A 1348-nucleotide genomic window follows, 5' to 3' on the forward strand; every position below is an offset into this window, starting at 1 on the left:
CCTCGGCCTCGTCGCCCTCCAATATCACGAGCGCTTCCGTCTCCACCTGAATGTCGCCGCGGCGACGTTCGACCTCGCCGTCGAGCCGGATCGTGTCGCCGACCTCCACCTCGGGGTACGCCCGGACGCCGGCCTCCTCGAAGGCGGCGGCGTCGACGACGCCCGTCTCGTCACGCAGTTCGAAGACGGTCGGTCCGCCGGTCTGGCGGACGCTCACGACCTCACCCTCCAGCCGAACCGCGTTGCCGACGGCGGCCTCCAGCGTCTCGATCGGGACGCGCTCCGGCGGTTCGTCGTCCGCGGAATCGGTGTCTACACTGTCGGCTTCGGCCGCGCCGTCCACGGACGCATCGTCCGTCGCGGGCTCCGTCGTGTCGGCGTCCCCGTGGTCGGCGGGATCAGCTGTCTCTTCGGCTGATTTACCGCGATGGGACGGATCCGCTGTCGATTCGCGTTCCGGTGACTCAGTGTCGTCCGCGCCGGTTCCGTCCGCGCCGTCCGCGTCGGTTCCGTCCGCGTCGTCGTCGGCCCCGGCGCTTTCCGCCGACGCGTCCTCCTCGTCGGTGTCGTCGTCCGCTTCCGACTCGGGGAGGTGTTCGGTTTCGGCCTCCTGAACGAGAGCACCGCGGAACTCCCGGTCGGCCTGCCGAATGGACCACGCGAGGTCGATGTTGCCGTTGTCGCGGACGCCTTTGACTTGGACGAACACGTCGTCACCGGGCTCCCAGTCGAGGCTGTCGAGGCGACGGTCGAGCTCGGATCGGTGGAGCAGACCGGTGATGCCCGGCGCGAGATCGATGAACACTCCGAACTCGGCGTATCCGTCGACAACGCCTCGATAGAAGCGATTCGCGACGAGTTGGTCCGGTGAGTCGCCGCGGAAGTCGAACACGACGTCCTCCTGATGGGGTCGGCAGATCCGACCGCCACCGTCGACGTCGGTACCACAGATGATACAGGATCCCATTTGAGTATACCGAGTGGCTCACGCCTAAAACGGTTGTCGAAACCCGGCCGGACCACGTTCGAACGTCCGCCGGATCCCGGCGGCGGCCCGGGCGGTTCACCCGCCGAACAGCGTCCGCGCAGCGGCGACGACGCGGTACCCGACGCCGTAGCCGAAAAGCGCCGGCGGGAGCCCACCGACGAGGGTTCGAATCGGTGTCGTTCCGTGGACGGTCCACACGCCGAGGCACAGCAGAACGGTCGCGTACGCGCCACAGACGAGTCGAAGCTCGGGGATCGGCGGCCCGGCAAGCGCCATCGGGGCGCTCGCGTACGCGACCACCTGGACCGTCTCGCTCACACCGGCCCGATCCCGCGTGGTGAGCCCCCAGCCCCTGCCCCC

Annotated in this window: 2 protein-coding genes; both read right to left on the minus strand. The window is 68.9% G+C overall.

Annotated features, from left to right (window positions below):
* Positions 1 to 967, minus strand: a 967-nt coding sequence (locus tag ACFQEU_RS15965; RefSeq protein WP_379783769.1) for an OB-fold nucleic acid binding domain-containing protein, incomplete at its 3' end; no start/stop codon positions are given.
* A gap of 96 nt (positions 968 to 1063) precedes the next feature.
* On the minus strand, positions 1064 to 1348 hold a 285-nt coding region (locus ACFQEU_RS15970), incomplete at its 5' end, for a YIP1 family protein (RefSeq protein WP_379783771.1).

It is taken from the genome of Halorubrum tibetense (assembly GCF_042661865.1).
Taxonomy (GTDB): Archaea; Halobacteriota; Halobacteria; order Halobacteriales; family Haloferacaceae; genus Halorubrum; species Halorubrum tibetense.